Here is a 26,526-nt window from a genome sequence, read left to right as displayed (position 1 = left end):
AATACAAATGTTATCAATCACTACTGGGGTTAATTTTTCTTACTTGCTGTGCCTACGCAGACAGAGGCTGCGAATAATTAACCCCAGTAGTTCTGTACACTTTTAAAAGTGGATTAACTATATATATAAATATGCTGAAATTAAGCGTTATTCAGCTGTCTTGCCGCTTCTAATGCAAAATAGGTCAAGATACCATCGGCACCTGCACGGCGGAAGCCAATTAATGACTCTAAAATGACGGCATCAGTCAGCCAACCGTTTTGAATCGCTGCCATATGCATGGCATATTCACCAGAGACTTGGTATGCAAACGTTGGCACACCAAAGGTATTTTTGACTTCACGGATCAAGTCTAAGTATGGCTGACCCGGTTTAATCATCACCATATCCGCGCCTTCATTGATGTCCATGGCAACTTCGTGTAGCGCTTCAGCGCGATTACCAAAGTCCATCTGATACTGCTTCTTATGCCCACCTTTTAAGTTGCCAGCACTACCGACCGCATCACGGAATGGACCGTAATAAGCAGAAGCGTATTTTGCTGAATACGCCATGATAGCGGTATTCACAAAACCTTCGGCTTCAAAAGCATCACGCATGGCTTTGATACGACCATCCATCATGTCGCTAGGGGATATGATGTCGGCACCGGCGCGGGCGTGAACCAATGCCTGCTTGACCAACACTTCAACCGTTGCATCGTTTACGACATAACCTGAGTCATCGAGTAGTCCATCTTGACCGTGTGAAGTATAAGGGTCCAATGCCACATCGGTCATGACGACCATCTCTGGCACAGCATCTTTGACCGCTTTTACTGCACGCGCAGTGAGAGCGTTTTCATCATAAGCAGACCTACCATCAGGGGTTTTTAGTGAATTATCAATCACTGGGAATATATCGATAGTTGTGACGCCTTCGCTCAACAAGTCTTTGGCGTGCTTAATCAGTAGGTCTATCGATAAGCGCTCAACCCCCGGCATACTAGCGATTTTTTGACGCTCGTTAGTACCTTCTAATACAAAAACGGGCGCGATAAAGTGCTTGGGATGCAGCTCAACTTCACGAATCATCGCCCGTATATTGTCGTTATAACGCAAACGACGTAGGCGAGTTTCAGGGAATTGGCGGTTAAAAGTATAAGTCATATTGTTTCCTTATCTGAATGGCAATTACGGTTATTTTTTTAATTACTGAGATTTTTAATGAGGTTACTACTAAGGTTTTTAAAAAGATACGTCACACAATGTCGATACTATACCCAATACCAGCTATGAAAAGCAAAAGCACTCTCAAAAGAAAAAAGCCCTACCGACTTACTATAATGAGTCGGTAGGGCTGATTGTAGTTATCGACTATCAACGCGATAAAAGTACGTCACGCGCTCAGGGCTTTATAAAGATTTATGGCTCAATAATCTGCGTGACTGGTACTTGCTCGACATTGCTTTCAGGAACAGTGGTTTCTTCAACAATCACACCGATAGCGGCATCAGTCTTGCCATCGTTATTGACATCGACCACAGCCGTTGGCTTAAAGGTAGATTTTTCTACTAGCTGTGCCTGTTTAATGGCGAGGGCTTCTTGAGCAGAAACCACACGCGCAGAACTTGCCGCATCGATAGCATCAGTAGCTTTTGCCTTGTTACTATTGGCAGCTGCATTGACTACTTGTACCAGATTTCTATGTTGCGGTACAGGAATCACGGTTGGTACATCTAGATTGGCACCGCCACCCAACACTTGATAAAGCTCAACTTGGCTGATGATTTTCTGTAGCTCTAAATCCAAAATGCCTTGCTGTGTTGAGAACAGCGAACGCTGCGCATCAAGAACGTCTAAATAGTTTGAGATACCTGCTTTAAATCGCGCATCAGCAATCTGATACGTTTGCTCAAAGTTGTCTTGCAAACGATACTGCGCCTCTAACTGCTCGCCCAAAGTTGCACGGGTAGCTAGTACATCCGACACTTCACGGAAAGCGGTTTGAATAGAGCGCTCATAGCCTGCTAGTGTCTGTTTACGCTCGATTTGTGCCACATCATAGTTGGCATCTAAACGACCAGCATCAAAGATAGGCACACTAATGCTTGGACCGAATGACCAGCCAACAGAACCACTTTTGAATAGGTCATTTAAGCTGCCGCTGCTTAAACCAATATTACTGGCCAAGCTGATAGAGGGGTAGTAAGACGCGCGCGCCACTTCGATATTCGCACCAGCTGCTTTCAGATTATATTCTGCTTGCAACACATCAGGACGATAGCGTAGCAGCTCACTTGGCAAGCCAGCACTAAATACTTGCTGACTTGTGATATTACTGACCGCAGGCGTTGGAATCAGATTGGTTGGAATCGGTCCACCAACCAAGAACTGCAATGCATTACGTGATTTTAAAATACTGCTTTGGGCACGTAAAACGGCAAGTCGGGCATTTTCAAGTGAGGCGCTAGATTGCAAAGAGGGCAGCTTAGGATCAATACCGGCTTCAAAGCGTTTGCTAGCAATAAATAGCGATTTCTCACGGCTTTCTACAGTCGCTTCTGCCAGTTGTAGCTGCGCCAAGCTATAGCTCAAATTAGCATAGCTTTGAGCAATGTTACTAATCAGACTGATCTGGGTCGCGTCTTTTGCCGCTGTCGTTGATAAAAAGTTCTGCAATGCTTGATCTTTTAAGCTGGCAATTTTACCCCAAAAGTCGAGTTCATAATTGGCAAGACCAAGGTTAACGTTATAGTTATCACCTGTTTGTCCGCGTTGACGCGTGCGCGAATAGCCAGCATTACCATCAATGCGAGGTAGATCATTGATATCAGTAATTTGATATTGTGCACGGGCTTTTTCAATTGCTAAACGAGCACTTTCAAAGTCTTTATTGTTCTCTAAACCTAGAGCAATCAGTCCCTTTAACCGCTCGTCGCTGTAAAAGTTCTGCCAGCGTTGACCAGCAAGACTGGCTTGCTGAGCATTACTGACCGTTTCCTTATCGAACGCGCCATAGGTTTGTTCGATCGGAATATTAGGCACCGCCAATACAGGACGTGTATCAGCCTTTGGAATGGTATTACAAGCCGCCATGCTCATCGCTAAGGCTGTTAGACCTATTAAACGTCCACTATTTTGGCGAACGCGGGCAGTCAAAGAGACTGCCTTAGTTACTGAGTTGGGGGTAACAAAATAACGTAAACTCATTGTGTATTATCTCCAAAGCTTGCAGGCTGAGCGCTCTTAGAAAGCGTCATGTTTTGCATATCGTCGTCAACGTGTGTGATCGGTGGTTCATTATACTCTGTTGGTCCAGCAGGACTGTCTGGATTATCAGGGTTAGAGCCGCCAGGCGTACTGCCACCATTATTTGGCTTGTTGTTCTCATACTTGTGAGGGAACACACTGCGTATCCAGATATAGAACATCGGAATAAAGAAGATGCCTAGTAATGTTGCAGAGACAACACCACCGACCACACTGGTACCAATGGCATTTTGACTGCCTGAACCTGGACCGCTCGCCAAGAACAATGGCACAACACCTAGACCAAAGGCAAGTGAGGTCATGATAATGGGGCGCATACGTTGGCGTGCTGCTGTCATGACGGCCTCTTTTAGACTATAGCCTTCCTCTTGATGCTCTTTAGCAAACTCGATAATCAAGATGGCGTTTTTGGCCGATAGACCTACGACGGTAAGCAGACCTACTTGTAGGTAAATATCGTTGGCGAAACCTCGTAGCCACGTAAATATGACTGCCCCTAATACCCCAAGTGGAATGACCAGTAGGACAGAGAAGGGGATAGACCAGCTTTCATACAAAGCGGCCAAACATAAGAATACCACTAAGATTGAAAGCGCGTAGAGCATCGGTGCTTGCGCGCCTGACTTTTGCTCTTCTAGTGACATACCTGTCCACTCGTAACCGACACCCTCAGGTAGCTTTTCGATCATCGCTTCCATCGAGCTCATTGCTTCACCAGTACTTAGACCGGGCGCAGCACTACCTTGGATGTTCATAGACGGTAAGCTGTTGTAGCGAGTCAGACGTGGTGAGCCTGATTGCCATTCACTGGTCGAAAAAGCATTAAATGAGATCATATCGCCCATTTCATTTCGTACGTACCATTTACCAATATCATCCGGATTGGTGCGGCTACTCGCTTCACCTTGAACAAAGACGCGTTTAATACGGCCACGATCAATGAAGTCATTCACGTAGCTTGAGCCCCAAGCGGTTGAGATAACGCTATTGATATTACCTAATGACAAGCCATAAGCGGCGGCTTGCTCTTGGTTGATATTCACCTTAAGCTGCGGTGAGTCTTCCTGACCGTTAGGACGTACACCAGCGACTTGATCGTTTTGCGCTGCCATGCCTAGCAGCATGTTTCGTGCTTCAAGTAGCCCATCATGACCAAGATTACCATTATCTTGAATCATTAAATCAAAACCACTGGCGTTACCAAGTTCGGTAATGGCTGGCGGTACAATCGCAAAAACTTGCGCTTCATTTAATTGAGTAAAGAAGTAACCCATTGCTCGACCAGCAACAGCCTGAGCAGTGTTCTCATCACCGGAACGCGCTTCCCAATCTGACAGGCGAACGAATGCCAGTCCCATATTTTGCCCTTGACCTGCAAAGCTGAAGCCTGCAATGGTAAAGACGGAGGCAATGTTATCGGTTTCTTGAGTGTCGTAATAGTTTCTTACTTTATCGAGCACTTCTTGTGTTTCATCTAACGTCGAACCGGCAGGAAGCTGAACCAAGGTAAACATAATACCTTGATCTTCTTCTGGTAAAAATGAGCCGGGAATACGTAAGAATACCACCACCATGACGCCAATAATGGCCGCATAACCAATCAAATATAACCATTTGAAGCGAAAGCTTTTACCGACAAAGCCTTCGTATGAACGACTAAGCTTAAAGAATGAGCGGTTAAACCAGCCAAAAAAGCCTTTTTGCTTTTCTTCGTTGCCTTTTTCATGGCTCTTGCCACGTTTTAATAAGGTCACGCATAGCGCAGGGGTGAAAACAAGGGCGACAATGGCTGATAACACCATAGCAGTAATCAAAGTAATGGAGAACTGACGGTAAATTACGCCCGTTGAACCCCCGAAGAAGGCCATCGGTACAAATACTGCTGATAGAATCAAAGCAATACCGATAACAATCTTACTAATCTCACCCATCGATTGAATGGTCGCGTCTTTAATAGAAATATGAGGATCTTCTTCTAAGATACGTTCAACGTTCTCTACCACAACGATCGCATCATCGACCAGTAGACCGATGGACAGTACCATCGCAAACATGGTCAGCACGTTGATACTAAAGCCCGCTACATAAAGCACTGCGAACGTGCCCAGTAAAACGACAGGTACGGCAAGCGTCGGAATAATAGTTGCACGCCAGTTCTGTAAGAAAATGAACATGACGATAAATACCAACACAATCGCCTCAATGAGGGTCATGACGACTTGTTCGATAGACAAGCGTACGAATGGCGTGGTGTCATAAGGAACGACTGAGACTAGACCAATTGGGAAGTTTTTTTCTAGCTCCGCCATACGTGCGCCAACGGCTTCACGAGTCTCAAGCGCGTTAGCACCACCTGCGAGTGAAATACCCAAAGCGGCAGCTTCTTGACCGTTATATAGCGATACTACACTATAGTCTGCACTACCAATTTCGACATCTGCTACATCGCCTAAGCGTACTTGGGCGCCTGAGGTATCTGTTTTTAACAGAATATTTTGGAATTCTTCAGGTGTTTGTAGATAGCTTTGCACTGTAACGGTGGCATTGATAACCTGTTGATCGGTATCAGCAGGTGCTTGACCTAGCTGACCAGCAGATACTTGCGCGTTCTGCGCTCGTATTGCATTGACGACATCAGACGGTACCATGTTATAGCTGCGTAGGCGTGAAGGGTCAAGCCATACACGCATCGCATAGGTAGAACCGAAGACTTGAACTTCACCCACACCTTCTACACGACTGATCGAATCGACGACATTGGAATTAATGTAATCGGCAATATCCGCTCGATCCATAGTGCCATCTTCAGAAATAAATGCTTGCACCATCAAAAAGCTGCTAGACGATTTATTGACGTTGACGCCCTGACGCTGAACAGACTCAGGCAAGGAGCTCATCGCTGCTTGCAGTTTGTTCTGTACTTGTACTTGTGCGGTATCAGAATCAGTACCATTCTCAAAGGTAAGCGTCACTGAGGCGCTACCATTTGACGAGCTCGATGACGACATATACATCAGACCATCAAGACCCTTCATACGTTGTTCAATGATCTGTATGACTGAGTTCTCGACAGTTTGTGCGTTAGCACCAGGATAGCTGGCACTGACTGAGATGGTCGGTGGTGCAATACGTGGATACTGCTCGATCGGTAGGTTAATAACCGATATTATCCCGATAAGCATGACTAAAATAGCCATCACCCATGCAAAAATAGGGCGATCAATAAAAAAACGTGACATAGTAAATCCCTAAGTCTTCCTAGCTTTGAATGGAATTATTTGGCAGCTGATTGTGCAGCTTGCTGCGGTGTTTTGGCAGCAGCCTCTTTTGCAGCAGGCGCAGGGTTTGGATTTTCTAATGGCTTCGCAATAACCTCTTGTTCAGGCTTCACTTTTGCGCCACCAATAATCACGACTTTGTCGCCAGCTTGAAGACCGTCAGTGACTACCCATTGTCCTTGATAAGTACCATTAATCGTGACCGGACGAACTTGGATTTTGTTGTTTTCATCGACGATATAGACTTGCGTTTCACTCTTAGGTGTACGTGTGACTGCGCTTTGCGGAATTAATGCCGCATTGGTAATGACGCTTTGGGTTAAGCGCGCAGTGACATACATACCGGGTAATAAGATATTGCTGTTATTTGGGAAGATGGCACGTAAGGTCACTGCCCCTGTTGATTCATCGACTTTCGCCTCTGACAATGCCAACTCGCCACGTACAGGATAGGTTGAACCATCCTCTAACACCAATTCAACTGAGTTCATGCCAGTTTTTGCTTTGCCTGCAGAGATCTGCTGACGCAATTTAAGCAGTTCAGAAGATGATTGACTGATATCGACATAGATAGGATCTAGGCGTGAGATAGTTACTAAAGGAGTAGGTTGACCTGAGCTAACCAATGTACCGGCAGTGACGCTAGAGCGATCTGTACGACCTGAGATAGGCGCACGTACGATGGTACGATTGAGATCTAAAGTGCTCGCTTGTAAGCCAGCTTTAGCGGTTTGAATGCCCGCTTTTGCGCTTTCAATACCGGCTTGTGATTGACCGATAGCAGCATTGGCGCTTTGGACAGCTGCTTGTGCAGTACGCACAGCGGTTTGTGCTTGATCGTATTGCTGCTTTGAGATGGCATCAATAGCCACCAAACCTTGCAGACGTTGCAAATCATTTTGTGCTTGTGATAATGACGCTTGACGGCTGGCCAAATCCGCTTTTGCATTGGCATTATTAGCCAATGCCGTCTGATAATTGGCTTCTGCTTGGGCTATTGCTGCCTGACCACTGGTAATAGACGTCGCATAGTTATCCGTATTGATGCGATATAAAGGTTGACCTTTTTTGACGTTGCTGCCCTCACGGAACAACACTTCGTCGATAATGCCATTCACCTGTGGGCGGACATCAGCGGTTTGATAAGCCGCTGTACGTCCAGCAAAAGTCTGTACTTGTGGTACGGTATCAAAAGTAACAGTCTGAACGTTGACGACGGAGGGCGGCATTTGTTGCTGTGCCGCCGCCGCGCCGCCAGCGGCATCCTCTTTTTTGTCACAGCCAACCAGTACAGCTCCAGATAGTACAGTTGCTATTACAAGCGCAAGATAAGAGTGCTTCATCAATGTCCTCGGCAATATAAATATCATATAATAAATAGTGACAGTATAAAAAGTTTATGGATACATCTTAACGTAGAAAATATAAAAAACTAATAGGCATTTATCGTTATCACAGTGCATCGAATGATCAATAACCGGATAAGTAAATTTAATAAGAGATTATAAACTATAGGGTATACCCCACAGTCAAGGCGAAAAAAACCGTTTCTGGCGGCTATCATTGCCGTTTATGATAATAAAAGATTAGAACCTATTGAAAACACAAGCATTACGCTAAAAATGAAGGGCAAAATTTACATTGTCTAGTCAGTGATAACATTGTTAAATTTTGTTTATTTAAAAAATATAGAAGTGCATTATTAATAAAGGGAGACACATAAGAAACAATATTTAGTCTGTTCAGAAAAACATTGCTATAGCAATAATTAAGTAAAAATTTAGCAATAAAAACATTTAACTGCTTATATCAATATAAGCAGTATCGATTTGGGTCTTATCAATGTAGTAGCAATATAAATAATAACTAAGCGTTGTTATTTGATAATTATAATAAGCGAGCGCTGGCAAGTTCAGTCAACTGGTATAGGCCCTGACGATAGCGATTATCCGGCAAACTGCTGAGTGCTTGTTGGGCAAGCTTGGTTTCTTCTAAGGCCCGCTGTTTACAGTAATCTAGTGAGCCTGAATGTCGCACTAAGGCGATTAACTGTTCTGCATTGGGTGTTTTGCCCGTTTGGACGGCGATACGCAGCTGCTCATAGCCTTCTTTGTTGCTGTCTTTGAGTAGTTCGAGTGCTTTAATAGTAGGTAGGGTAGGTTTGCCTTCAGCTAGATCATCGCCGAGATTCTTACCCATCAGCGCACTATCACCGCTATAATCAAGCACGTCATCGACAATTTGAAAAGCATTGCCAAAGTGCTGACCAAAATCAGCCAATGCTTGCAAGTGCTGCGTTTGACCTTGCAAAATCGCAGCGCCTTGAGTTGCCATCATAAATAATCGTGAAGTCTTACCATCGATGATATTGAGGTAATCTTGCTCAGTTGCTTCAGGATTATGCTGATGCTGCAGTTGTAATACTTCACCTTCAGCAATATCACAAGTACCGTCTGAAAACACTTGCAATAGTGGCAAGCTTTGAAAGCCTACCAACAAATTAAAAGCACGAGCAATTAGATAGTCACCGACTAATACCGCTGTCGCATTATCCCAAGTGGCATTGGCAGTAGGCTTACCACGGCGCTGTCCTGACTCATCTATCACATCATCATGTACCAAGGTCGCGGTATGCAGCATCTCAGTAATCGCTGCCAAATGCATGGCTTGCTTCGATGGCTCATCATTAAGCATTCGCGCGCATAACAAGGTAATTAATGGGCGCATACGTTTGCCGCCTGCATTAATCACGTGCTGTGAGACATTCATCACCAGCTTAACTTTGGAATTAAGGCTGCCAAACACTTGTTTGTCCATAATATCGAAATCATCAGCCACAATGCTCTGGATATCAGCATAGGTTGGTGTAGACGATAGATTGACTGATGGCGCGGTAGACAATGGCGCAGCGGTTTTAGATAAAGGAGTACAAGTCATAATAGATAATCATACCAATAAAAATAAAGAATATTTTAATAGCGATACTTTTAATAGTGATACTTAGCAAAGCCAGCGTTTTATGCATGATAGCATAGCTGTCTAGTGATATTGTTGAATTAAGTATAGCAAAATGCGATACGGCGCTTGAGGTTCGGGCGAATATTACGGCGTTTATTATGGTAAAAATGAGCAAATCACTGGTAAGTAGCTATTAGCAGCTAAGTGATCTAAACAACGATGACTAATGAATAGATACTTATTACATGTCTATTTACAAAAAACTGTAAGTATCTGATTGGATAAGCTATAATAGCCGCTGTTGGATTTTAACCACTATCTCTGCGTGTTATTAGGCGGTCTATATTAATAGCGATATACATTGCGCTGATTAATCAATGACATTGTGTCTGATACGAGTATAGATTTTTGGTATCACCACCATACAAAAACAAGAGGTGCGGCTTGCTTTTATCAGCAAAAAGCCGTAAAATCTTGCCTTTAATTTTTCCCTGTCGTGTTCGTCGTCGAAGTGTTGGTATGATATCAGCCACGGCACACGGGTTAAACGGAGTCATACAATGTACGCAGTAATCAAAACTGGTGGTAAACAGCACCGTGTAGTCGTTAATGAATTGCTTAAAGTTGAATTACTTAAAGCAGAAACAGGCGAAACAATCAAATTTGAAGATGTGTTGATGATTGTTGATGGTGAAACTGTCAAGATCGGTCAGCCTATCGTTGAAGGCGCTAGTGTTGAAGTTGAAGTTGTTGAGCATGGTCGCGGCGAAAAAATCCGTATCGTCAAGCACAACCGTCGTAAGCATTATCACAAAGAGCAAGGTCACCGCCAATGGTATACCTTGTTAAAAATCAAAGCGATTAATGCTTAATTAACGATTGTCAGTTTATTGATGATTAATAACGCACTAAAAGCTTAAGAGTTGTCGCATTAGCGATAAGTCACATTAACAAGGAGATTTTCTCATGGCACATAAAAAAGCTGCCGGTTCAAGCCGTAACGGTCGTGATTCAAACCCAAAAATGCTAGGCGTAAAAATCTTTGGTGGTCAAGCCATCGTCGCTGGTAACATCATCGTTCGTCAACGTGGTACAGAATTCCACGCTGGCGAAGGTGTTGGCATGGGTCGTGACCATACTTTATTTGCACTAAATGACGGTGTGGTAAAGTTTGCGACCAAAGGTAAATTTAACCGTCGTTATGTGATGGTTGAAAGCGCCTAGTTGCCCATCTAGATTGTTTTATCTTTTAGATAAAATGATTTGATGACTAAAAAAGCCCTTATTACCGTTTGGTAGTAGGGGTTTTTTATGCTTATAAGCTTATGTTAACCACTGATTAAAACGGTTAAAACTACGATAAAGGCTATTTATTACTTTGTAACTGTTGTATTTACAAGCCTGTATCCCAGCAGTAGTAATGATTGCAAATCATGACTAGGCGCGTAATAAAAAAACTGGCACACTGTCCTCATTGTTTTATCACACCGGTTTTGTACTCGTATGATAAACATTTACCGAAAACAAAAATTTGATAAAACGTTTTATTTTTATGCTATTTTGCATTTTTAGAGAGGATTTATAATGACTTTACTGACTAATCAATCGACTAAACAGACAACAACGCTAAAACAAAAGATGATGGGCGGAGCATTGGCAGGCGTCTTAATGACTACGCTTGGCGTCGCAGCGCCTATGATGGCGATAACGCAATCGGCGACAGCAGCGCCAGCTGACAATATAACGGCAGCTAAGCGCTTAAATAAGCTTTTAACCAATACTAAGAGCATGACGGCCAACTTTAGCCAGACGACTAAGGGCGCTAATAGCGGTACGTTCAGTGGTACGATGAGCGTACAACGTCCAAATAATTTCCGCTGGGAAACCAAATCTCCATCAGAGCAGCTGATTGTGGCAAATGGTAGCTCGATGTGGGTTTATGATAAGGACTTGGAGCAAGCCACTAAACAAAACGTAGACAGCCAAGTGGGTAATACGCCAGCGCTATTACTATCAGGTGATCCAAGTAAAATCGATAAGAACTTTAAAATCACCCAGCCATATGCCAATAAAAACTACTATGTGCTGTATCCAAAGTCAGATAGTGCTAGCTTTAAGAGCTTATCAATGAGCTTTAGCGGTGGTAAGCCTGTGATGATGGTGTTAAATGATAGCTTAGGACAGACTACCTCTATTAAGTTTAGCGGTATCAAAATGAACCCAAGCATTAGTAGCAATCAGTTTAAGTTTACGCCGCCAAAAGGTGTTGATATTATCAATCAGTAGAAGTAATCAGTATTTTATTTATTAAACTAGCTGATTAGAATAATAAAAAGGACATACCTAATAGGTGTGTCCTTTTTTATTGAGCAAGAGTATTTTATCGGATTTATTTAGGAGGATGCTCTGATACTGTCTATCTCTGGCATGGGCGGTAGTTCATCTAAATGGCTCAGTCCAAAAGCATCTAAGAATTGAGACGTAGTATGCAGTAATGCCGGACGCCCTAAAGTTTCTTTATAACCATTTTCTTCAATCCAGCCTTTATCAAACAATTGACGCAATATGTTGCTCGATAGCGTCACGCCGCGCACATGTTCTATATCGCTACGGGTCACCGGTTGCTTGTAGGCGATAACGCTCAAAGTTTCTAGCAAGGCTTGGCTGAGACGTTCTTGACGCTGGGGAAAGACACTCTGTATTAAGGCGCTATGGCTATCAGCGATTTGCAAGCGATAACCACTGGCAGTATGATGCAAACTTAATACGCCAAGATTTAAGCGTTGCTTTAGCAGTTCTAGTGCCTGCTCTAACTTATTAGTCGTCAAGGAGAGATGTTTTTTTAAGTGATTAGTAGTTAAGGGTGCTTCTGAAGCATGAAGTAAAACTTCAATCTGTTTGCTTATGTCTTCAATAGATAGTAGGTGGTCTTTAGGGTCGTCTATATCTGCCATTTCAATATAATCTTCTTCAGTTTAATGATTTTAGACTTACTATAAAGCCAGTTAGGATTATGCTAACCATTCTAACGTCAATTTTCCGAGTAAATCGCTATGAGTCGGCAGGCTGATATCAGCGTTATTTGCTGTGTTAACACGACTGTCCGTATTATTAGCAACCACACCAATCAGTTGGCGCTTGATTAATTCAAGCACCGCGACAAAGCTGACCACCACACCTATTTTTCCTTGGGCTTTATCTAATAGTTCATAAAAAGAGCGCGTGCCGTCCATACTCAGTTGGCGACTGATACTAGCGATACGATCAGCAAGTGGCACAGCATCGACCTTGATGCTATGCATCTGATAGTCGGGTTGCAACTGCATCTTAAACAAGCTATCAATCAATAGAGTAGGTGAATAGTTTGGCAGCTCAGCATTCATGATGTCTTGGCTTGGCGGTCTGACCATCGCCAAAAACACATCGCGCTCAAGTCGAATTAAATTGTCTAAACGTTGACTGGCAGCTTTGACTTGGGCGTATTCTTCAAGACGCTCAATCAGCTCAGCTTTTGGATCACGCTCATCGGTAGGTGTTTCTGGTTTAGGAAGTAACAACTCAGTCTTGATCGCAATCAAGGTTGATGCCATTAGTAGATAGTCACCGGCCAACTCAAAATGATTGGTGTCCAATTCACTGATATAAGCCAAATACTGCTCTGTAATCGGTAATATCGGCATTCGTGTCAAATCAACGTTGTTTTTCTTAACCAAATACAATAAAAAGTCTAATGGCCCTGCAAACTGCTCAAGCCAAATAGCAAACGCTTGCGGCGGTACATACAGATCTTCTGGCAAATGCTGTACAGGCGTCTGATAGATACGCAGAGACATATCATGAATCTCTGCGCTAGACTCAATTAATCGCTTACTTTGCATGATAGCAATCTATGGTCATCATAAATAATAATTTACTTAAGTTTGGCAAGTGGGCGGATACCAATAGCGCGGCGGGTCTTATCTAGTTGCTTACGACTATGACGGCGGGCTTTTTCTGCACCCATCTGTAGGATTTCTTCTAGCTCTTTTGGATTTGCCATCAGTTCCTCATAACGTGCGCGGAATGGGGCAACTTCATTATTGATTTTATCAAACAACGCTTGTTTGGCATCGCCCCAGCCAATACCAGCGGCAAACTGCGCACGCATATCGGCAATCTCAGTAGGCGTTGAAAAGGCTTTATAAATCTCGAAAATAGCAGAGTCACCAGGGTCTTTTGGCTCAGCAGGCAACTGCGAGTTGGTGACGATCTTCATGATGGCTTTATGCATCTGCTTTTCAGCACTAACTTGTGGATTTAGATCACCAAATAGGGGAATGGTATTGCTATAGCTCTTACTCATCTTACGACCATCAAGACCTGTGAGTAGTGGGATATCGTCATCTACAACAGCAGATGGTAGCGTAAACAGTGGCTTATAGCGATGATTAAAAGTACCAGCAATATCACGAGCCATCTCGATATGCTGAATTTGGTCACGACCAACAGGCACATGCGTAGCATTGAACATTAAGATATCGGCTGCCATCAGTACCGGATAGCCGAACAGCCCCATGTTAATACCTTGATCGGGATCAACATCTTCCTTTTCCATATTAATATCGACTGACGCTTTATAAGCGTGCGCACGATTCATGAGACCTTTTGCACATGAGCAGTTCAATATCCAAGCAAGTTCTGGGATTTCAGGCACATCTGATTGCCGATAAAAAGTCACGCGCTGTGGATCAAGACCGCAGGCAATCCAAGTTGCTGCAATGGCTTTGGTCGATTCATGAATAATATCAGGGTCATAACAACCAATAATACCGTGATAATCTGCTAAAAAGAAAAATGCTTCGTCGTCACTGTTTTGGATAGACTGAATCGCTGGACGAATCGCGCCAACGTAATTACCCAGATGTAGGGTGCCAGTCGGTTTGATACCAGTAAGGATGCGTTTGGCTGCTGCTGAGCTATTAATAGTAGGTTGGCTGTCAAAAATCTGATTATTACTCATGGGAAATCCGTTATTTATTGATCAAATTATTATAAATTTATGGTTATATATCTGCTGATAATAGCAAAAAATATTAGCTGTAAATTATAGCAAATTTTGCCAGTGATTTTCGTCGGAATAAAAGCTTACTTATAGATATCTCTACGACCTTCGGGACCATTTTTAAAACGGCGATGGAACCACATCCACTGAGTGGGATCAATACGAATCAAGCCCTCTAGTACTTCATTAACGCGAGTAGCGTCAGCCACTTCGTTATCACTTGGATAGTTCTCTAGCTCTGGCGTAATCGTCAGATGATAATGGGGGCGTTTGCCACGTGGCAAATTATCTGGCGTCTGTCGATAAGTATGCAGCGCCATTACGGCTGGTGGATGCACTTTATTGCCTAAGGTTGCCAATCGCCGCGTTGCCGTCAGAGTTGCTGCTGGTACGCCAAAGAATGGCGCCATGACCCCTTGTTTTAAACCGTAATCTTGATCCGGTGAATACCAAATCACACGACCCTTTTTAAGAGAGCTAACAAGGCTACGCATATCACGGTTGGAGATTTGTTTACTCAGAATACTTGTGCGCCCATTATAAATAAACCAATCAAGCAATGCGTTATTTTGCGGACGATACATACCATCCATTGGGAAGAACTGGGTACAGAGCATCCCGCCTAGATCAAGCATCGTATAATGGGCACCCAATAAGATGACCGCGCGACCCTCATTTTGTACATTAACAAGGTGCTGTAACCCTGAGATAGACACTGTACGGGTAAAAACATTCGGACGGAACCAAGCGCATAAGGTTTCAAATACGCCAATGCCCTGATTGACAAAGACTTGCTTTGCCATGAGCTCACGTTCCACTTCTGGCTTTTCTGGAAATGCCAGTTTGAGGTTAATTAAGGTATCACGACGGCGTGAGCCTACGACACTATAGATCAAAATACCAAGCTTGCGACCGAGCCAAAATTGCCACCGTAGCGGTAGATAAATCAGCGGCAAAAAAATAGCAAATAATAGCCAAATACCCCAATATTTAGGCATTAAAAACTGCCATTCAAAAGGTTTCTTTTCTGCTTGATCGGTCTGCTTATGCGTTTGGGTAATCGTCGGTGTGCCAACAGGTAGAGCCGGAGATTTAGCAGGCGGCTGTATACTTGGTGGCGGCATGCTGCTCTTTGAGGCAGATTTGCTAGGATCGTATTGTTCAGGCGCTTTCATAAGACTGTTACTAGTAATGAAAAGTTATGATTATGATGGGGTAGTAAGCGAGACTTTGCAAGGTGATTTATCCTTTGTTAAGACAGATTTATAGGCAAGATAGTTATATATGAAAATCGTTTTTTATAAAAGCATCAGGCATAAAAAAACCTTATAAGCTGCGGACAGCTTATAAGGTTTTGCAAATCTATTCTTATATTTAATGCTGCAGCTGTTGCTCTGAGATAAAGACAGCAGTTGCAGAAATATAAGAGATAGCTTTGATTAACGTTTTGAGAATTGTGGACGTTTACGTGCTTTACGTAGACCCAATTTCTTACGTTCAACTTGACGTGAATCACGAGTAACAAAGCCAGCTGCTTTTAGAGCAGGTTTGTTAGATTCGTCAAGCTCAATCAATGCACGCGTAATGCCGTGACGGATTGCGCCAGCTTGACCACTAATACCGCCGCCTTTTACAGTGATGTAAAGGTCATAAGCAGTAGGGGTATCAAGTAATTCTAAAGGCTGACGAACAACCATGCGCGACGTTTCGCGACTGAAATACTCATCAAGTGGTTTGCCGTTAACAACAATGCTACCAGTACCTTTCGCTAAAAAGACACGAGCGGTAGAAGTTTTGCGGCGACCAGTTCCGTAATTGCGTTCCATAAGTGTATCCTTAGATGTCTAGTGCTTTAGGTTGCTGTGCTTCATGTGGATGTTCAGTACCCGCATAAAGTTTCAGCTTCTTGATCATCGCATAGCCAAGAGGACCTTTTGGAAGCATACCCTTAACCGCTTTGTGTAGAACATCTTCAGGCTTATGTGCAAGCAGTTTACTGAAGTTGGTTTCTTTAATACCACCTGGGTAGCCACTGTGACGATAGTACTTTTTATCTTGCGCTTTTTTACCCGTTACCGTGATTTTGTCAGCGTTGATGACAACAATAAAGTCACCAGTGTCAACGTGCGGCGTAAAAGATGGCTTATGCTTGCCACGTAAGCGAGTAGCGATTTGAGTGGCTAAGCGACCAAGGGTTTTGCCGTCAGCATCTACGACATACCAGTCATGGGTCACTTCAGCTGGTTTTGCACTAAGTGTTTTCATGATAAAACCTTAAAATTAGAATTCGTTGAGAGTTTAGCTGGGAACGGGGCTCTCAAAAAACAGACTGCACATTATAAGCAGTAGCGCCTACGCTTGCAAGCTGCATTGGGGTTTATTTTCGCCTTATATACATTAAACTGCAGCGTTGGCCAGTTTTTTAGCGGTTTTAAACATTTATAAATTTTATTAACAGAATTCATTAACCGGACAATTATGACGATAATAGACGATAAAGTCCAGCAACAACTTGTCCAACTTTGGTCTGTTTCAGACAATCAAAATACAATGTTTGTGATTCATCGTTTTTTTGCAGCGCTAGCGTGGTATTAAAAACCGTTGCCAGTTGGCTCAATTGCTCATCTAAATCTTTATCCGCTTCTAGGTAGATAAGCGTGTCTGTATTGATTAGATTTTGGGTAAACAAAGTGGTCAAAATAGATTGCCATAAATCCTTAGCATAAGGTGGATCTATAAACACGATATCAAAGGGACGCGGTACAAGCTGCTTTTGTTGTAGAACTTGTTCGGCTGTGCCCTGAATGATTTTATGGTTATCACTATCAAGACGTAACATCTCGGCACTTTGGCGTAGCATTTGAGTTTGGGCGGCATTCATTTCAATAAAAATACAATGAGCAGCACCGCGCGATAAGGCTTCAAAACCTAAGACGCCGCTACCGGCGCAGCTATCAAGCACTTGAGCGTCATGAATATCAGAAATCAGCCAATTAAATAAGGTCTCACGTAGCCGGTCTGGGGTCGGACGTAATCCTTCTGCATCAATAAAACGTACGATACGGCGTTTAAACTGACCACCGATAATACGTACATCACCAGCCGTGATAGATTTGGTTTTTTGATTTTTATTAGGCTTACGCGCGCTTGAAGATTTTTTCATAAAATTAGCTTAGTTATCTACTCTATACTGAATATGTTAGTCAGAAGTCGCTGTCGTTGTAGCGGTTTGAGCCTGTTCTTTTGCGGCTTCTAGTGCTTTGTCTTCTTTTTCACGTATCGCATCACGCATGGCTTTCTCAAATGTTTTTTGCCGTTTAATAACCTTTAGCTGATCAGCAGTGGGCGGCAAAATAGGATTGGTGTCGCGCTGTAATACCCAATAATCAAACAAGGCTCGCCCAATAGGAGCAGCAACGACACTACCACCACCGCCGTTTTCGACCAATACCGCTAGGGCGATTTGTGGATCTTCTACTGGCGCAAAGCCATTAAACCAAGCGTGATCCCAGTGGCGCTTATCCAGCGCGGATTTGTTATAGCTTTTACCCTGAGCAATGGATTTTACTTGCGCGGTGCCCGTTTTACCGGCGATACGATAGCGCGGTGTGTATATACCGCGTCCAGTACCTGCCTTGACCGTTTGCTCCATAGCATCATGCATACGCAGCCAGTCAGATGGTTTGCCATTATAATCAATCTTGCCATCCGGTTTGGTGATGACATCGACTGCTGCCGCACCGTCACTACTTTTTAAGAGATGCGGAGTAATATGAAGACCTTTACTCGCTGTCATGGCCGTTGCATTGGCAATCTGTAGTGGCGTCGCTAAGAAATAGCCTTGACCAATACTGACAGAGATGGTCTCACCCGGTAACCAACCCTTATCGTACGTGTCTTTTTTCCATTTTGGTGAAGGCATAATTCCGGATTTTTCATTGGGCAAGTCAATGCCAGTTTCTTCGCCGAAGCCAAAACGTACCATCCAGTCATGTAAGCGCTGAATGCCCATCTCATACGCCAATTTATAATAATAAGTATCGACTGACATCACGATGGATTTTTTGAGATCGACGGTACCATGACCACCTTTTTTCCAATCACGAAAGCGGTGGGAGTCACCTGGCAGGCTAAAATAACCTGGGTCGTAGATAGTGGTTTCCCAGTTACGTAGACCATAGTGAATACCGCCTAGGGCTTCAAAGGGCTTGATGGTGGAACCCGGTGGATAAGTACCTTGTAGGGCACGGTTATAAAGCGGCTGATCCAAATCTTCACGCAGATCATCATAGTCTTTAAATGAGATGCCGGAGATGAAGGGGTTTGGGTCATAACTTGGATTACTGACAAAGGCTAGTACATCGCCGGTTTTGGGGTCTATTGCCACAATGGCACCGCGCCTGCCATCAAGCTGCTGCTGCGCCACAACCTGCAACCCATAATCTAAACTTAAGGTGATGTCGTTACCGGCGATTGGTGGCTTAGTATCGAGTTGACGCAGCACATTGCCGTGCGCGTTGGTTTCTACTGACTGATAACCGGGTTGCCCAAGTAAAATATCTTCATAATAATCTTCGATCCCAATCTTACCGATAAGGTCGGTACCGGCATAGCGATCTTTATTAATTCTCTTCGATTCTTTGTCGTTAATACGTCCGACATAGCCAATAACATGGGCAAAAAGTTCATCATACGGGTATGAGCGTGTGAGCTTACTTTGGATGCTAACACCGCGAAAAAAGGGTTTGCGTTCACTAAACTGCGCCAATTGCGCCTCGGTTAAGTCAATCTTTATGGTTACCGGATCATTTTTACTTTTACTCACACGCGCCAAAATATCGGTGATATTTTCATCCGTCAAATCAAAGATGGGCGCGAGTAATTGTAAGGTACGCTCAGGGTTTTCGACTTCATCAGGGCTGAGCATAGCGGTAAAAACCGGCTGATTGTCAGCGAGGATAACGCCGTTGCGATCATAAATATAACCACGACTTGGTGGGGCAGAAATCAATTTGATGCGATTGTTGTCTGCTTGGGTCGTATATTTATCGTGAGCAAAAACTTGCAGAAATCCATAACGTACTATTAGCCCTAGCAAGCCCACAAATATGATTAATCCAAGAATTAGAATGCGACTGGTAAAAATGCGATTGACCTGTTCGGTATCAGGAGTGAGCGGTTTGTTCATATAAAGTCAGTACCCAAACAGTCAGTGAGACAATAAATCAAAAAGTTATCAAAGGAGGTATTTATGAAGTAGCAGTCGACCATGTCAAATATCATGTAGACAAAGCGAGGTGAGCATAAAGGATAAGCTAAGGACTTTCAACAACATAGCGTGATATAAGAAGCATTTAATATCTGAAATATTATCATCATAGATCTACAAACATCTCGCAAACGACAACGGCAAATTATAACAGATCAAAAGCGATGACGCAGTAGACAGTCATTTATTTTATCGCTGTTATAAAAGGTGGCATCATTATGCATACGACTGTGGTTGGTGACTCATTTCACAATGGATCTAATCACCAAGTAAATTCGAAAAAAGTAGTTATTAAATCGGTTACTGGTCATACGCCAGTAGATTATTTTAAGGATTTTTTGTGCCACAGTAGCAGTGTAAAACGTGTCATCTCTAGTCACAACTTGCCTAGGGTCTACATGTGCTAATGAATGGCAAGTATGCTAAAATCAGGCGATTTATTTTGTAGTAGTTATTGGGGAGAGGGCTTCTTATTGCTAAGCATTGTTAATGTGCTCAGAATATTTGGTCAACATCGATCATCACGGCAAGGATACATAAAGTCATGGATGTAACTTCATTGTGGCAAACAATCGCTGAGCACCCTGAGTTTTTTGCCATGCTTACCATTCCGCCGGTGACAGCATTTGTGACATGGGTTCATGTCTGGATGGCGCTCAAGATGTTGTTTTATCCGATTAAGTTTCGCGGTATACGCATCCCTAATTTCCCATTCTTTGGGCTGCCGGGTCTTGGCTGGCAAGGTATTGTGCCAAGAAAAGCGGGTAAGATATCTGGCGTGATTGTTGATCAGACGCTATCTAAGCTTGGCTCGCTTGATGAGTTTTTTCAGGCTATGGAACCAGATCAGATGGCGCTGTTCATCACTGAGGCGGTTGATAAAAACCTTGAAAACTTGATTGATGAAATTATGCTTGATCATTCGCCAGCACTGTGGGGCAATTTGCCTTATGCACTCAAGCGCCGTGTCTATGCCCAAGCGCACCAAGAGCTGCCAAGTATTATGCAATCTTTGGTGACTGACTTGACCTATCATGTCGAAGATTTGGTCGATATGCGTAAGATGATTGTCAATAAGATGGAAAGTGATCGTCGTTTGATGGTCAATATGTTCTTAAAAGTTGGACAAAAAGAAATCAATTTTATTTGGCATATTAGTGCTTTGATTGGGCTGATTTTTGGCATTATCCAAATGTTTATATTCTTGGTAGTGCCGCAACATTGGACAGTACCGTTTTTTGCGGCCATTTGGGGCTTTTTGACCAATTGGATTGCGATTTGGATGGTATTTAATCCTGTAGAGCCGCATTTTATCCGTTATGTGAAGTTTTTTGCGCTACAGAGCCGTTTTCCTTTTATCAAGCCACAATTACCGCATATCGCTCGATATCGACTCCAAGGCGGCTTTATGAAGCGCCAAGAAGAGGTATCTGAAGTATTTGCTGAGATTGTGGTCAAAGATTTGGTGACGCTTGAGAACATCATGAATGAGATGATGTATGGTGACCGCGCTATTGAGACGCGTGAATTGATGAAGTCGCATCTGTATAAAGTCTTAGAGTCACCAGTGATTAATACGACTTTACGATTAGGGCTGGGTCGCCGCGAGTTTGGGCAATTAAAAAATACCATCATTGATAAATCTATCGTTGCAACGATGGTGCCACTAAGGGACCCTGAGCTCAATGAAAGTCGTGCCAGTAAGATATTTGGACTGTTTCGTGATCGCATCCGAGCGCTGACGCCTGATGAATTCCAAAACTTATTACGTCCTGCCTTTCGTGAAGATGAGATGACGCTAATTGTGCTTGGCGGCTTGACGGGATTTTTGGCAGGTTGGCTACATCTGGTATTGGTGTTTTTCCCATCCATGCAGTGATGAGCACTGTTTCATGCTTTTTATACACATCGCATACAGAGTGGATACAGAAACGTGACAAGTTGACGCTAATGTACCATGTTGTAAGCTCTCTAAGCTGCAATGGCTTAGGGCGTTATTTAGATAATAATAATCGCTTAAACTACAAGCAGTAACAAGTACTGGATACTTTCAATTATCCTGCAATACCAATCCCTAAAATAAACAATGACCGTATTAAGGTAAACAAGGTTAGACCGTATGTTAATCACAGAATTGGGTTATTTTGCCGTGCTAGCCGCCTTTATGTTGGCGATTTTGCAGGTAGTATTACCAACGATAGGCGTTATGCGTGACCATGTTGCTTGGCAGCGTTTGGCACCGAGCTTGGCATGGGCGCAATTTGCCGCCATGATTACCTCGTTTGGCGCATTGATGGCAGGCTTTTATTTTAATGACTTTAGCCTTGTCTATGTGTCGCAGCACTCGAATACCTTGCTGCCTTGGTATTATAAGTTATCAGCGACGTGGGGCGGGCATGAAGGCTCGCTGCTACTATGGATGACTATCATGGCAACGTGGTGTGCCTTGGTCTCATACTTTAGTCGTGGTTTGCCATTGTCGATGCGGGCGCGTGTATTGGTGATATTAGCCGCTGTACAAATGATGATGCTGGCCATGCTCATCTTTACCTCGTCACCGTTTGACCGCACTTTGCCAAACTTGCCCGTGGATGGTGCTGATTTAAACCCTGTCTTACAGGATTTTGGTTTAATTATCCATCCGCCGATGCTGTATATGGGCTATGTCGGTATGGTGGTGCCGTTTGCGTTTTGTATGGCAGCACTGTGGGAAGGTCGCTTAGATGCGGTATGGACACGTTGGTCACGTCCATGGGCATTGGCTGCTTGGGGCTTTTTAACCATTGGTATTGCACTGGGTTCTTGGTGGGCGTATTACGAGCTTGGTTGGGGTGGCTGGTGGTTTTGGGATCCAGTAGAAAATGCTTCGCTATTGCCTTGGTTGGCAGGTTTGGCGTTGCTCCATTCACTGGCAGTCACTGAAAAACGCGGTGTCTTTAAAGCGTGGACGATTATGCTGGCCATTTTTGCTTTTGCATTAAGCTTACTTGGGACATTCTTAGTACGCTCTGGGGTTATTACCTCTGTGCATTCATTTGCCGCAGATCCTACACGTGGTTTAGTGATTTTAGCGATTCTTGGCATTATTGTGGGCGGTGGTTTATTGATGTTCGCTGTGCGTGGCTGGCGTCTGACTATTGAGAGTCAGTATCAGCTGATTTCCCGTGAGTCATTTTTAGTCATTAACAATGTCATCATTTTGATTGCGACCTTAGTGGTATTACTTGGTACGCTCTATCCTATCATTGCCGATGCCTTTAATTTAGGTCAGGTATCCGTAGGTCCTCCATATTTTAATGCGCTGTTTGTGCCACTGACTTGGCTATTAATGATAGCAATGGGCATGGGCTCCAATATCCGCTGGAAACAAGACAGTCGCCCGCTCTTAGGCGCTGGCATGGTTATTGCGGCAAGTAGCCTTGTTTTAGCTGCAGTCATTGCCTATTTTGTTAGCCCATCTGCCATGCTCAATATTGGTGTGACGCTAGCAGTAAGTTTTTGGGTATTGTTATGGATGGTGGTCGATTTTAAAGACAAAACCAAAAATGCCCCAAGCTTATTCAAGGGCTTAGCTAAGCTCCGCTTGAGTTACTGGGGTCAGCAGACCGCTCACATCGGCGTTATTATAGCGGTCATCGGTGTTGCGTTTACCAGTACCTTAAGCATCGAGCGTGATGTGGCATTAAGAATTGGTGAAACGGTTAATGTCCAAGGTTATGACTTTGCATTAACCGATTTAAGAGAGACGAGAGGCAGTAACTTTGATGCAACGCAAGCCGAGGTCACAGTAACTAAGAAGGGCAAGGAAGTAACGATACTTCATCCTGAAAAACGGACTTACATCATCAGTACGATGCCGACGACTGAGGCGGCAATTAATGCCAACCTCATGCGTGACTTGTATGTCGCACTCGGTGAGCCTATCGCTGAGGGTAGCAATCAATGGGCAGTACGTATTTATGTGAAGCCATTGATTCGCTGGATATGGCTCGGCGCTATTATTATGGCATTAGGTGGTCTATTGAGTATGCTTGATAGGCGCTATCGTCTCAAAACAACTAAGACGCCCGCTCAAATTACAGCAAGCAAGTCAGGTTTCGCGACCGTTGCTGACTTAGATGGCAACAATGCGACAGATGCCACGGCAACAATAGGGGAGAAATAATATGACTCAATCAGAGAAGTCTCCTCAAAAAGGTACTGATAAAAAAGGCAATCAAACGATGAAAAAAAGCCAAATCAGAATATGGTTTTTGATTCCGCTGATCATCTTTGCGGCTTTTATAGTCATGCTGTATTTTCGTTTAGGTCAGCCGACCGAAATCGTAACCAATACCGCTCTTGAGCGTCCAGTGCCCGCTTTTGAGCTGCCGTTATTGTCCGATACCAGTCGTATCATGACCAATGACAACCTGCCAGATCAGCCGTTTTTGATGAATATTTGGGGCTCTTGGTGCCCAACTTGTATCATTGAGCATCCTTTTTTAATGCAGTTAGAGGAACGTGGCGTCAATCTGGTGGGCGTCAACTATAAAGATGATATTGGCGACGCCCTCGGTTATTTAAACCGTGGCGGTGACCCTTTTTCGATGTCTATCCAAGACTTATCTGGTCAATTTGCCTTAGATTTGGGTTTGACCGGTGCACCTGAAACCTTTGTGGTTGATGGTGAAGGTATTATTCGTCAGCACATTGTTGGTGAGATTAATGAGAGTAATTGGCAGAGCCGTATCACGCCTTGTCTGATGGTGCTCAATGAGGCTGATAAAAGTAATGTCAGCCCTGATCTTGACCAAGTTAAGGAGGCGTGCAAATGATTATGATGCCATTAAAATCTATCACGAAAAATTTGGCAAGTTTGATCGTTGCTTGTCTTTTTGGCGTGCTTAGTATCAATGCTTATGCCGCCATTGACGTCTACGACTTTGACTCAGTGCAGCAAGAAGCCCAGTACCGTGGTCTTATCGAAGAGCTACGTTGCCCAAAATGTCAAAACCAAAACTTGGCAGGTTCTGATGCGCCGATTGCCCAAGATTTAAAGCAAAAAACCTATGACATGATTAAAGAAGGTCGTAGTGATGGTGAGATTCGCGCTTATATGCAAGAGCGCTATGGCGACTTTATCACTTATAAGCCGCCCGTACGTCCTTCAACGTGGATATTATGGTTCTTCCCGCCATTATTATTAATTGTATTAATTGCTGGCTGGTTTTGGCAAAGCAAACGCAGTCAGCGGATAGCCCGTGGTCAAAGTGGCATCTTGGTAGACAGCGCCGCCGCCTTATCAGCAGCAGAAGAAGCGGAACTTGATCGTCTGTTATCACGAGCTGATCGCAATAAAACAGATCATGACATCACAAGCATAGAGGACAAAAAATGACCCTATTTTCTACTTTTGGCTTATTTATTGCCCTAAGCTTACTGATTGCACTTGTACTGGCAGTGATCGTTATCACACCTTGGCTACGAGCTTCAAGGTTACGAGAAAATCCTGTTGACAATCAGCTACTAGACATCAATATCGGTGTATTTCGTGAGCGTTTGACAGAATTACAATCAGACAAAGACAACGGCACAATTGATGACGCCCATTATCAAAATCAAAAGATCGAGCTTGAGCGTCAGCTATTGGATGCACAGTGTGAAGTCACCTCAATGGTCGCGCCTGGTATTAAGAGTCGTTTGATTATCATGGTATGGGTGCCTGTGCTGGCAGCATTGGCTTATTTCTTAGTCGGTGATCGTACACCAGTATTTGATTTGTGGGAAGCAGAAGACAAAGTTGCCCAAGTGGCGGATGATTTGTTGACCGGTAAGATTGACCAGCCACCCGCTTGGGCGATTGAAGATGGTACTCAGTTGATCAGCGCGATGCAGACCAACGTCTATCGTCATGCCGAGGACCATGATCGCTGGATGCGTTTATCAGAGCTGTTTTTGTCGTTAGAAGCTACTGACTCAGCGATTGAAGCTTTGTCTCGTGCTTATCGTCTGTCGCCTGACAACGAAGAAATCGCCACCACTTATGCGCAGATTAGCTTTTTTGCTAATAAAGGTCAGCTTGATGCCAATAGCCGCCGTGTGCTGCAAGATGTTCTTGCCAAAAATCCGCAGCACGAAGGTGCGCAAATGCTGATGGCAATGGGCGAGGCGCGCGGTAATAATTTTGAACAAGCGCAAGGTTGGATTAAGCGGTTACGTAAGAGCATTGCTGCTAAACCAGGTGACCATACCCAAGCATTGAGCAGTCTTGATGAGCTAAGTGCCAATGTCACGGCACAAGAGCAGCAAGCATCTGAAGGGATTGAAGTTACCATCTCTATTGATCGTTCATTGTTGCCACTAGTGAAAGCTGAAGATGTATTGTTTGTCGCGATACGTGATGTGAAAGGTGGCCCGCCATTTGCCGCCAAGCGTTTACCGATTAGCGTGATTAAGCAAGGCGAAGCAACTGTTAGTCTAAGTGATTTAGATGCGATGATGCCAGAGCGCACATTAAAATCTGCGCGTGATGAAAAAGTTCAACTCGCTGTCATTGCTCGCATCAGTCATAGTGGTACTGCCATTGCCGAGTCAGGTGATCTATCAGGTAATCCTGTGGTGATAAGCGTCGAGCAGAATCAAGTCAATGTGGCCATTAATCAGCAAGTTCCTTAACTCGCTGAGTTCAGAATATCATTCTACATTTAGTGCGCGCTATTGTCTCATCTATGGCGCGCAACCTTCTCT

At 43.8% G+C, this 26,526-nt stretch carries 21 protein-coding genes; 8 read left to right on the top strand and 13 right to left on the bottom strand.

Going from position 1 to position 26,526, the window contains the following annotated elements; translation table 11 throughout:
- Positions 1-140: 140 nt before the first annotated feature.
- From hemB to M0221_RS08640, 5 genes are all read right to left on the bottom strand, one after another.
- Entirely contained in the window at positions 141-1,148 is a 1,008-nt protein-coding gene (hemB, locus tag M0221_RS08660) for a porphobilinogen synthase (protein WP_201531192.1), read from the bottom strand.
- A 255-nt stretch (positions 1,149-1,403) separates the two neighbouring features.
- Positions 1,404-3,191 (bottom strand): efflux transporter outer membrane subunit, encoded by a 1,788-nt coding sequence (locus M0221_RS08655; protein WP_483283561.1) that lies wholly within the window; start codon positions 3,189-3,191, stop codon positions 1,404-1,406.
- Complete coding sequence (locus M0221_RS08650; RefSeq protein ID WP_483283560.1) at positions 3,188-6,490, bottom strand: efflux RND transporter permease subunit; 3,303 nt, start codon at positions 6,488-6,490, stop codon at positions 3,188-3,190. Before M0221_RS08650 ends, M0221_RS08655 begins: the two co-directional genes overlap by 4 nt.
- 35 nt (positions 6,491-6,525) lie before the next feature.
- Entirely contained in the window at positions 6,526-7,872 is a 1,347-nt protein-coding gene (locus M0221_RS08645; RefSeq protein WP_483283559.1) for an efflux RND transporter periplasmic adaptor subunit, read from the bottom strand.
- Between the two features lie 544 nt (positions 7,873-8,416).
- Positions 8,417-9,346 carry a polyprenyl synthetase family protein gene (locus M0221_RS08640; RefSeq protein ID WP_223145235.1) on the bottom strand — a complete coding sequence of 310 codons (930 nt, stop codon included), beginning with the start codon at positions 9,344-9,346 and terminating at the stop codon, positions 8,417-8,419.
- Between the two features lie 701 nt (positions 9,347-10,047).
- Here M0221_RS08640 and rplU point away from each other — a divergent pair.
- From rplU to lolA, 3 genes are all read left to right on the top strand, one after another.
- Positions 10,048-10,359: a 50S ribosomal protein L21 gene (gene rplU, locus M0221_RS08635; protein WP_011280837.1), complete on the top strand. Its 312-nt coding sequence runs from the start codon at positions 10,048-10,050 to the stop codon at positions 10,357-10,359.
- A 94-nt stretch (positions 10,360-10,453) separates the two neighbouring features.
- Positions 10,454-10,711 (top strand): 50S ribosomal protein L27, encoded by a 258-nt coding sequence (gene rpmA, locus M0221_RS08630; RefSeq protein WP_010199200.1) that lies wholly within the window; start codon positions 10,454-10,456, stop codon positions 10,709-10,711.
- 360 nt (positions 10,712-11,071) lie between these two features.
- Entirely contained in the window at positions 11,072-11,773 is a 702-nt protein-coding gene (lolA, locus tag M0221_RS08625; protein WP_149409638.1) for an outer membrane lipoprotein periplasmic chaperone LolA, read from the top strand.
- Between the two features lie 107 nt (positions 11,774-11,880).
- Here lolA and scpB read toward each other — a convergent pair whose 3' ends face one another.
- The 8 genes from scpB to mrdA form a co-directional block, all read right to left on the bottom strand.
- A complete protein-coding gene (scpB, locus tag M0221_RS08620; protein WP_020443841.1) occupies positions 11,881-12,441 on the bottom strand; it encodes an SMC-Scp complex subunit ScpB in 561 nt (186 codons plus the stop codon).
- Positions 12,442-12,498: 57 nt separating this feature from the next.
- Positions 12,499-13,365 carry a segregation and condensation protein A gene (locus M0221_RS08615; protein WP_020443840.1) on the bottom strand — a complete coding sequence of 289 codons (867 nt, stop codon included), beginning with the start codon at positions 13,363-13,365 and terminating at the stop codon, positions 12,499-12,501.
- A gap of 32 nt (positions 13,366-13,397) precedes the next feature.
- Positions 13,398-14,486, bottom strand: coding sequence for a tryptophan--tRNA ligase (gene trpS / locus M0221_RS08610; protein WP_020443839.1), 1,089 nt, complete (start codon positions 14,484-14,486; stop codon positions 13,398-13,400).
- Positions 14,487-14,611: 125 nt separating this feature from the next.
- A complete protein-coding gene (locus M0221_RS08605) occupies positions 14,612-15,703 on the bottom strand; it encodes an LpxL/LpxP family acyltransferase (protein WP_483283558.1) in 1,092 nt (363 codons plus the stop codon).
- Between the two features lie 264 nt (positions 15,704-15,967).
- Positions 15,968-16,354, bottom strand: a complete 387-nt coding sequence (gene rpsI / locus M0221_RS08600) for a 30S ribosomal protein S9 (protein WP_011514071.1) — start codon at positions 16,352-16,354, stop codon at positions 15,968-15,970.
- A gap of 10 nt (positions 16,355-16,364) precedes the next feature.
- Positions 16,365-16,793 (bottom strand): 50S ribosomal protein L13, encoded by a 429-nt coding sequence (gene rplM / locus M0221_RS08595; protein WP_010199223.1) that lies wholly within the window; start codon positions 16,791-16,793, stop codon positions 16,365-16,367.
- Between the two features lie 211 nt (positions 16,794-17,004).
- Positions 17,005-17,691 carry a 16S rRNA (guanine(966)-N(2))-methyltransferase RsmD gene (gene rsmD, locus M0221_RS08590; RefSeq protein WP_020443836.1) on the bottom strand — a complete coding sequence of 229 codons (687 nt, stop codon included), beginning with the start codon at positions 17,689-17,691 and terminating at the stop codon, positions 17,005-17,007.
- A 36-nt stretch (positions 17,692-17,727) separates the two neighbouring features.
- Positions 17,728-19,716 carry a penicillin-binding protein 2 gene (mrdA, locus tag M0221_RS08585; RefSeq protein WP_020443835.1) on the bottom strand — a complete coding sequence of 663 codons (1,989 nt, stop codon included), beginning with the start codon at positions 19,714-19,716 and terminating at the stop codon, positions 17,728-17,730.
- Positions 19,717-20,341: 625 nt separating this feature from the next.
- On the opposite strand from mrdA, the gene M0221_RS08580 reads away from it, so the two are divergent.
- The 5 genes from M0221_RS08580 (at position 20,342) to ccmI (ending at position 26,454) form a co-directional block, all read left to right on the top strand.
- The gene (locus M0221_RS08580; RefSeq protein WP_483283557.1) at positions 20,342-21,676 is read left to right on the top strand and encodes a hypothetical protein; all 1,335 of its coding nucleotides are present in this window, start codon (positions 20,342-20,344) and stop codon (positions 21,674-21,676) included.
- Positions 21,677-21,916: 240 nt separating this feature from the next.
- On the top strand, positions 21,917-23,962 hold the full coding sequence (locus M0221_RS08575; RefSeq protein ID WP_483283556.1) for a heme lyase CcmF/NrfE family subunit: 2,046 nt from the start codon (positions 21,917-21,919) through the stop codon (positions 23,960-23,962).
- Between the two features lies 1 nt (position 23,963).
- The gene (locus M0221_RS08570; RefSeq protein WP_149491920.1) at positions 23,964-24,614 is read left to right on the top strand and encodes a DsbE family thiol:disulfide interchange protein; all 651 of its coding nucleotides are present in this window, start codon (positions 23,964-23,966) and stop codon (positions 24,612-24,614) included.
- Entirely contained in the window at positions 24,611-25,177 is a 567-nt protein-coding gene (locus M0221_RS08565; protein ID WP_483283555.1) for a cytochrome c-type biogenesis protein, read from the top strand. The genes M0221_RS08570 and M0221_RS08565 overlap by 4 nt, the downstream gene beginning before the upstream one ends.
- The gene (gene ccmI / locus M0221_RS08560; protein ID WP_483283554.1) at positions 25,174-26,454 is read left to right on the top strand and encodes a c-type cytochrome biogenesis protein CcmI; all 1,281 of its coding nucleotides are present in this window, start codon (positions 25,174-25,176) and stop codon (positions 26,452-26,454) included. Before M0221_RS08565 ends, ccmI begins: the two co-directional genes overlap by 4 nt.
- The last annotated feature ends 72 nt before the right edge of the window (positions 26,455-26,526 follow it).

The sequence above is a fragment of the Psychrobacter sp. ANT206 genome (assembly GCF_056880555.1).
This window is presented reverse-complemented; position numbering and strand designations above follow the sequence as displayed.